5 protein-coding genes are annotated in these 9,071 nt (G+C 45.6%); all 5 read left to right on the top strand.

Translation table 11 applies throughout. From position 1 onward, the window contains the following. Window positions 1-25: 25 nt before the first annotated feature. The 5 genes from GWG06_RS24580 (at window position 26) to GWG06_RS24560 (ending at window position 9,056) form a co-directional block, all read left to right on the top strand. Complete coding sequence (locus tag GWG06_RS24580; RefSeq protein WP_160716703.1) at window positions 26-1,288, top strand: hydroxymethylglutaryl-CoA synthase family protein; 1,263 nt, start codon at window positions 26-28, stop codon at window positions 1,286-1,288. Window positions 1,289-1,320: 32 nt separating this feature from the next. After that, window positions 1,321-2,391 (top strand): thioesterase domain-containing protein, encoded by a 1,071-nt coding sequence (locus GWG06_RS24575; RefSeq protein WP_160716701.1) that lies wholly within the window; start codon window positions 1,321-1,323, stop codon window positions 2,389-2,391. A gap of 178 nt (window positions 2,392-2,569) precedes the next feature. Further along, a complete protein-coding gene (fabD, locus tag GWG06_RS24570; RefSeq protein ID WP_160716699.1) occupies window positions 2,570-4,870 on the top strand; it encodes an ACP S-malonyltransferase in 2,301 nt (766 codons plus the stop codon). Further along, a complete protein-coding gene (locus GWG06_RS24565; RefSeq protein ID WP_160716697.1) occupies window positions 4,863-5,600 on the top strand; it encodes an enoyl-CoA hydratase/isomerase in 738 nt (245 codons plus the stop codon). The genes fabD and GWG06_RS24565 overlap by 8 nt, the downstream gene beginning before the upstream one ends. 63 nt (window positions 5,601-5,663) lie before the next feature. Next, a complete protein-coding gene (locus tag GWG06_RS24560) occupies window positions 5,664-9,056 on the top strand; it encodes a KR domain-containing protein (RefSeq protein WP_160716695.1) in 3,393 nt (1,130 codons plus the stop codon). The last annotated feature ends 15 nt before the right edge of the window (window positions 9,057-9,071 follow it).

Here is a 9,071-nt window from a genome sequence, read left to right as displayed (position 1 = left end):
TTGGTAAGCAAAAAAATAATAGAAAATGATAACAGCAGGAATACAGGCCATGAATATTTACGGTGGCGCCGCCTGCCTGGATGTCCAGGAGCTGGCCATACACCGTAACCTGAACCAGACCAGGTTTGAAAACCTTTTGATAAAAAGCAAGACAGTAGCATTGCCTTATGAAGATCCGGTAACCTTTGCGGTAAATGCTGCACAGCCGCTGATAGCATCGCTGACAGAGCAGGAAAGAAGCCGCATCGAGTTATTGATTACCTGTACGGAATCCGGGATAGATTTCGGTAAATCAGTAAGTACCTATGTGCATCATTACCTCGGCCTTAACCGTAACTGCCGCCTGTTTGAGATAAAACAGGCCTGTTATTCAGGTACAGCAGGTCTGCAGATGGCTGTCAGCTTTATTCTTTCCAACGCTTCCCCCGGAGCTAAAGCGCTGGTGATTGCTACAGATATCAGTCGTTTTACAATTGTCAGCGGCAGCGAAAACGGTGATAAAGACCTGGCGTTTGCGGAACCCAGCAATGGCGCCGGAGCTGTGGCGCTGCTGGTAAGTGCATCTCCTGGTGTGTTTACAGCGGATATTGGTGCAAACGGATATTATGGGCATGAAATAATGGATACCTGCCGGCCACAGAATGACAAGGAGGTAGGTAACGCAGATTTGTCCCTGCTGTCATATATGGAATGCTGTGAGAAGTCTTATCTGGAGTACAAAAAAAGAGTAACCTATGCGGATTACCGGAATAGTTTCCAGTTTCTGTCTTTTCATACGCCTTTCGGCGGAATGGTGAAAGGCGCGCATCGCAGTATCATGCGTAAGCTGGTCAATGCGGACCCCGCTGAGACGGAAGCCGATTTTACACGGCGCGTAAAGCCAGGGCTGATATACTGTCAGCAGGTGGGTAATATTATGGGAGGTACGCTTTTTCTGTCGCTGGCCAGTACCATTGATAACGGAAATTATGATACACCTGGCCGTATCGGATGCTTCTCCTATGGGTCCGGATGCTGCTCGGAATTTTACAGCGGCGTGGTGACAAAAGACGGACAGGCCCTGCAGCGGCAATTCAGGATACAGGATCACCTCAGCCAGCGGTTAAGATTATCTGTCACTGAATATGAAATTATTGCCGGTAACAGTGCTGTTATGGGTTTTGGCGTACGTGATGTAACGCCTGATCATCAGCTTATTCCCCGCGCATGGGATGTGGTCAAAGCCGCACCAAGACTTTACCTGAAGGAAATCCGGGATTTTCACCGGAAATATGAATGGAGTAAATAGCATATTCCTGAAAACGACAAAAATGAAAATTCATGAAAGTTAAACTTATTCTGCAGGCTTTACAGGCAGGAGGAATAAATGTTGATGATGCACTTAAATCCATTCTGGCATTAAACGGACAGGAAGCAAACCGGCAGCACGCTTTCACACCGGACAATATACCTCATTCGAAATTAACGCGACTGAATAATGCTGTTTCCGGACGCCCGGTATTCTGGTTGCATAGTGGTATGGGGGGAATTGAACCCTATATAAAACTGATGCAGTCAGTACCCCGGCCTGTCTGGCTGCTTCAGCCAAAGGAACAGCTGCCGCCCGGAAATACTTTCATTCCTGGTATCCCTGCCATTGCCGCACGTTACCTGGAAGTAATACGGGCCATACAACCGGAAGGCCCTTATGAATTCGGCGGATTTTCATTAGGTGGCGTAATTGCCTGTGAAATCATCAGGCAGTTACAGGAACAGGGTGAAAAAATAAGCTCTGTTGTAATGATAGATCCGCCGTCTGACCGAACACGGTTCCTGACAAGTTACAAAGATCTGTTACTGAAGATGGTAAACTCCATGTTGTTTTCACGGGCAGTGCAACATCCTGAAGAATCAGGACGCCTGATTATCCGGAGAAACGAAGTGGATACTCACCTGGATGACAGCGCTTTCCTGCAACAACTGATAACACTGGCGTTGCAGAAGGGTTTCAGAAGACAGGAAGCCTCTTTTAAGGAACAGGTAATGTGCAAGGTACAGTTGCTATTGAACTACCGGGTCGATCACTATATACTGAAGCCTTTGCCACAACCGGAAGAAGTTCCCTGTTACTTTTTCTATAACAGGAATGAAATATTTTATGGTGAGATGGAACTCTGGTTCTGTCTGAAACCTGAGCCGCAAGATATGAAGAAGAGCGTTGACTGGAGGGACTGGAAAGCTGTAATGCCTGATTTTCATCTGCTTAACCTGGAGGCGCCCAATCACCTGCTATTGATGTATAATCAGCATCCAATAGCTTTACTTACTGAATTCTGTGAACTGTTATATGACAGGGAATATATGACAGCCGCCGCTTTCAGCGACTTTGTCAATAAAAGCTGTTTAGTTTGATTATATCACCTTACCTGGCAGCAATGATAAAGTAAAGAAAGCATAGCATGCTAATGAGAGGAACAGGTGTTGCAGCAGCAATATCTCCCACCGGGTACTATGCTGCTGACAGATAAAACCTTTACCTGATAGCAGAGGAGGGTGTCAGATTAATTTTTTTTATCAGAAAATTACATGTATGAAAGCATTTCTGTTTCCAGGGCAAGGCTCTCAATTGAAAGGAATGGGAGGTAACCTGTTTGCCCGATATCCGCATATTACTGAATCAGCAAACAGCATCATGGGATATGATATGGTGTTGCTCTGCCTTAAAGATCCTGAACGTCTGTTGAATAAGACGCAATATACCCAGCCAGCCTTGTTCCTGGTTAATACATTGATGTACCTGGAAAGAATTGAAAAGGAATCCAGACCCGATTGTGTACTGGGGCACAGCCTGGGAGAGTATACCGCACTGTTTGCTGCAGGAGCCTATTCCTTTGAAACCGGCTTCCGGATAGTTAAAAAAAGAGGAGAACTCATGAGTGGTATGACAAACGGAACAATGGCCGCAGTACTTGGACTTGACCTGGAGAAAACAACACAAATTCTGCAAACACATTTTGATACGCTGGATATCGCCAATTACAATTCTGCTGAACAGATTGTGATCGCCGGCCCGAAAGATGATATTAACAGAGCGCAGCAAATATTTACAGCCGAAGGGGCGAGGCTTTATTACCCGCTCAATGTCAGCGGCGCTTTTCATTCCCGCTATATGCAATCTGTGGCAAGAGATTTTGGGGCATATCTGTCTGCCTTTATCTTCTCGCCCTTACAGTTGCCTGTTATTGCCAATACTACTGCGGGTGAATATAAAGATAACGTTATGGATATGCTGATTCAACAGATAACCAGCCAGGTGAGATGGTATGAAAGTATCAGCGGGCTTATTCATAAAGGGTACAGGGAGTTCTGTGAAACAGGACCTGGCGATGTGCTGACTAAAATGCAGCAGTTTATTCAGATGAAGCCTGCCGGTAATAATGAAAAAGTAGCAGGGGCGATGATAACAACCCGGTCTCCGGAGCCTGCTGAACCCGGAAAAGATAAAAGGATATTTCGGGACACGGTACAAAGACAGGAACGATCAGACAAAGTTTTTGTGATAAAGGCCGAACAGCTGGGAGACCGGGAGTTCAGAAAAGATTATAACCTGAAGTATGCCTACGTTACTGGTGCAATGGTACATGGTATTGCATCCCGGGAACTGGTAATAAGAATGGGGCGCGCTGGTATGATTGGATATTTTGGAACCGGTGGTATGAAAAGAGATGAAATGGAGTCTGCCATAATAGATATACAACGGCAGCTCAGGAATGGAGAAGCATATGGATTTAATCTGCTGAACGGTTCCAGAGAACGGGACATGGTGGATTTAATACTCAGGTATAAGGTCAGACATGTCGAAGTAGCTGCCTATATGAATGTAACTCAGCAGCTGGTTCGGGTCAGACTGACCGGTCTTACCAGAAGTATGGATGGCTCCGTTCATTCTCCGGTGAGAATTATGGTGAAACTATCCAGACCAGAGGTGGCTGCTGCGTTTTTGAGCCCGCCACCAGAACAGTTAATCGAAAAATTGCTGGCAGAAAATATAATTACGCAGGAAGAAGCGACATTAGGCCGGCTGATTCCCATGGCAGATGATATCTGTGTGGAAGCGGATTCAGGAGGGCATACCGACCAGGGAGCTGCCCTTGCATTGGTCCCGGTAATAATGCGGCAAAGAGATGAGTATATGAAAAATCAGGGGTACAGCCGCAGGATACGTGTAGGTGCAGCGGGAGGCATCGGTATACCTGAAGCCGCTGCAGCAGCTTTTATCATGGGCGCTGATTTTATTCTGACTGGATCTATTAATCAATGTACAGTGGAAGCAGGCATGAGTGATGCTGTAAAGGATATGCTGCAGGATATCAACGTTCAGGATACTACCTATGCACCTGCAGGCGACCTGTTTGAAATAGGCGCTAAGGTGCAGGTGCTGAAAAGAGGCGTTTTTTTCCCCGCAAGGGCAAATATGTTATACGACCTTTACAGATATCATAATAGCCTTGATGAAATTGATGAAAAAACAAGAAATCATATTCAGAAGAACTTCTTTAAACGCAGCTTTGAAGAGATATACAAGGATGTAGAATCTTATTACTCTCTGGGTGACCTGGAAAAAGCAGTTCATAACCCTAAACAGAAAATGGCCTACATCTTCAGATGGTATTTCGGCTATTCGACAAGGCTGGCTATGAAGGGAGACATATCATGCCAGACAGATTTTCAGATACAGACAGGGCCTGCGCTGGGCGCTTTCAATCAGTGGGTGAAAGGCACTCCCTGGGAAAGCTGGAGAAACAGGCATGTAGATGAAATTGCCCTGAGAATAATGAAGGAAGCCGCAGAAATTTTATCATCAAAAATGAATATTTACCGGAATGAATAACTATCAGACTATAAAGGTGCGTATGGAGGCATCTGTATTCTATCTTCAGCTATTTCGTCCTGAAAACAACAATACTATTAATCCATTATTGATTGAAGAGTGCTTCGATGCATTGCAGCAGTACGGACAACATGCAACCATACTGGTGCTGCAAGGGTTGCCGGAAATATTTTGTATGGGAGCTGATTTTAATGAGGCCGCACAGCTGAATACCGCTGCCTTATATGAATTTCTGTACTGCCTGGCAACCGGACCGTTTATCAGTATTGCTCATGTACAGGGAAAAGTGAATGCCGGCGGAATGGGATTGATAGCAGCGTCAGATATGGTGATTGCCGGTGCAGATGCGAGTTTTAGCTTGTCTGAGCTTTTATTCGGACTAATACCTGCCTGCGTAATGCCTTTCCTGATACGGAAGGCCGGTTTTCATCATGCGCAATATCTCGCGTTGTCTACCAAAGCTATCAATGTACAACTGGCATATGGATGGGGAATAGTTGATGCCTGGGCGGCCAATGACGTGGCCCTGTTAAACACTCATCTTCTGCGACTGAAAAGAATATCCCGGCCAGCTATTATCTCATTGAAATCATTCATGAAAGAATTATACAGCCTGGATACTGTAAGAGAGCTGTCTGTAACTACCAGCGGAAAAGCGTTTGCCACACCGGAAGTTCAAAGGAATATCAGAAGATATGCTGAAACGGGTTTGTTTCCCTGGCAACAGTAGATATCAGCATATGCTATCAGGATGGTAAATTGATAATTATCTGATTGAGTTAAAACCTGAGTTATGAGTAACTTGTCATATCCTTCCGGATCCGATAAAATAAAGGTAACAGCTAATCATTCATTCGGAGCCATACAAAGGCGCATGGCCGGACACAAGGAGATGGTCTGCTGGGAGGCGGTTATCGATACTGAAGTATTTCCATGGCTAAAGGATTACCGGCTGCATGGGAAATGCATCTTTCCGGCTGCCTGTTGCCTTGAATATATCTCTTCTGCCATAGTAAACATTTTCCCGGAAAATAACTGGCATATAGAACAGCTAAAACTGACAGAACCACTTTGGATAAAATCAGCAGCAACTTCTGTGCAGTTGATTTTTACAACTGAGCAGCATAACATTATTCTATTTGAGTTTTTCAGTATGTCAGAAAATGCTCCCGGGAAATCGGTATTGCATGCGGAAGGTCGTATACAATTGTCTTATAAATCCAAAGTACAGCCCCCCGCAGCTGATATCAAAAGTGCCTGGGAAACCTTTTCTGAAGAGATTCCGGCAGCCACATTCTATGCTTACTTTAATCAGGCAGGCCTGCAAACAGGGGCAGCATTCAGATTGGCCTGCAGCTGCAGAAAGAATGCGCAGGAAGCAATGGTACACATGATCATCGGAGCGGACGCAACAACATACAGCAGGGAGTATACTATTCCCCCGGCTATTCTGGATACTTGCCTGCATGCAGCAATATGGCCTGTTGAGTATGAGAATGACAGGTTCTCCTATCTGCTTCCGGTAAGAATGGACAGATATCAGCTGTTTAGTAAAACGATTGTTACGGACGACTTATGGATACGCTACAGTAATATTGTCAGGGAAGACGAAAGTACCTGGAGCCTGCAGGTATGCGTATATAACAATATGGGACAACAGCTCGTCTCAATAGATAAAGTGTACTTCGAAAAGCATTCCGACAGGCAGCAACCCTCGATTGCAGATAGTTTTTATGAACTGCAGCTTAAGGAAGTTACCAGGGAGATATTACAGGGAGCTGTCGCAGAAATCAGAAATACCTGTTGGCTGATTATAAACAATACTCCGGAAACACAATATATCGTCGATTATCTGAACAGGTCTATGGCCAACGTGGATGTGTTGCCTGATATCAGTCAGCCACCGGACCGGATGACAGAAAATACTGCCTGGTTCAGCTTTGACAGGTCAGCAATTCATCCAGCTGCCATATCACTGAGCGAATTGCTGAAGAGAAAAGGTAACGCCTATACGGGTATTGTTTGTTTAATCAACACAATAGATGGTAATACGGAGGAACCGGCCACTTTGTGCTCGGACAAGTGTATGGAGCTGATTTCATTGGTACAGGCACTCCGGAAATCTGAACACCGGCATTCTTTCCGGCTGCACGTTATTTTCAGAGGGACACAACAGCCTGAAAATATTACCACAGATGCCTTATGGCAAGCGCCGTTGAATGGTCTTGCCCGGACAATCTCCAGAGAATACCCTGAGCTTGATTGTCAGCTGATAGATTTACCTGCTGCTGCCACCCCGGAACAGTTCGGGCAGCTCTGTCGTATTATTACCGGTAAACATACTGCCAAGGAATACATTATTCATGGAAATATGGTAAGCATATACCGGTTACAAAAAGTGAGTATAGCTGCAGAGAATAATATTGCACAGAAGCAGATTTCCTGGAAACCGTCAATCGCGTTTAGATTTGTTACCACCAGACCCGGTTTGTTAAACAGTATTGTTGCCAGGCAGGTAGACGCTCCGCCTCCTGGAGCTAAAGAGGTGGAGGTGAAGGTACAGGCTGCAGGTCTCAGTTACTTTAATGTACTGGCGGCATTAGGCCTCTATGAATCAGGACAGAACAGACAAATGTCTTTAGGAGAAGAGTTTGCAGGAGTGGTAACACGCATTGGAACCGGCGTAACAAGATTTAAAAAAGGAGACAGCGTAATGGGCCTGGACGTTAGCGATTCCCCCGGCAAGGCATTGTTATTTAATGAATCAGTATTGGCCCGTATTCCGGATGAAATTACAGTAACAGAGGCTGCTACCATACCAGGGGCCTATCTGACTATATACCTCGCCTTTATAAAATACGGCAGATTAAATCAGGGGGAGCGTGTTCTGATTCATTCAGCTACCGGAGGTGTAGGACTGGCGGCTATTCATATGGCAAAGATGCTGGGAGCAGAAATTTATGCCACGGCAGGTACAGCGGAAAAACGGCAACTACTGCGGTCTATGGGGATAAAATATGTATGCGACTCCCGCTCCCTTGATTTTGCCGCTGAGATAAACAGATGGACAAATAATGAAGGAGTAGATCTGGTGCTCAATACACTCACCGGCGACGCTCTTATCGAGGGCCTGAAGCTGTTGCGCCTGCATGGCCGCTTTTGCGATATAAGTAAAAAGGACATCTTTGGTAACAGCAGGTTGGAAATGAAGCACTTTAAAAAAGGGATATCCTATATTTTTATTGATTTGATGAAAATTGGCCGAGAAAATCCTGGTCTTATCGGAGAGATGTTGGAGGCATTCCTGGAATACTGGCGGGTGGGTAGCCTGAAACCTTTGCCTGAAACAGTTTTCCCCGCTTCCCGTATTCAGGATGGATTTAATCTGATGCTGAGATCAAAACACACGGGTAAAATTGTTTTCGATATGGAAGATCCTGCATTGCCGGTAGAACCACTGCCGCCGCCGCTTTTTACAGCAGATGAAACCTTTATGGTTACGGGAGGTACAGAAAAATTAGGTTTAATGACTGCCAGATGGCTGTGCCGGAACGGAGCAAGACAGCTTGTCCTCATAAGTAACCGGGATGCGGATGCTTCAACCATGGAAATAATAACCGGGATGCGTGCTGACGGCTGTGAAGTGGTTGTCAGGTTATGTGATATCAGTGATTGTAATTCGCTTAAACACTTACTGGAAGAGCTTAACAAGACAATGCCCCCGCTAAGTGGTATATTCCTCGCATCGTATGAATGGGAAGAGGGTATGACTGCCTCTCTGCAGAAAAATGATTTTTATATGCCATTCCGGGAAACGGTTAATAGCGGATGGTACCTGCATACACTGACGCTCGGAGAGCGTCTGAAATACTTCATTTCCTTTTCAGGAATTGCCGGCATGCTGGGTACTCCCGGTATGGCCGGAGCAGCTGCCGCTGCCGGATTTTTTGATGCGTTGATGGTGTTACGCCAACAGCAGCGTAAACCGGGATTAAATATTAACCTGGGTTTGCTGGAAGATATGAACAGCACAGAGACACAGAAGGCAGCAGCGAAGCGGTTGCAGCAGGATGGTGTTATGTCGTTTCCCGGAACCGTTTTCGAGGATCTGATGATAGCAGTCATTAATTGTTCCCGGCATACTATAGGGGCTGCCTGGCTGGACCGTAGTCCGGACAGGGCATAATCCATATTCCCGGAT

The sequence above is a fragment of the Chitinophaga solisilvae genome, from assembly GCF_009928525.1.
Classification (GTDB): domain Bacteria; phylum Bacteroidota; class Bacteroidia; order Chitinophagales; family Chitinophagaceae; genus Chitinophaga; species Chitinophaga solisilvae.
The sequence above is the reverse complement of the archived record's forward strand: the minus strand, read 5'-3'. Positions and strand labels throughout refer to the sequence as shown.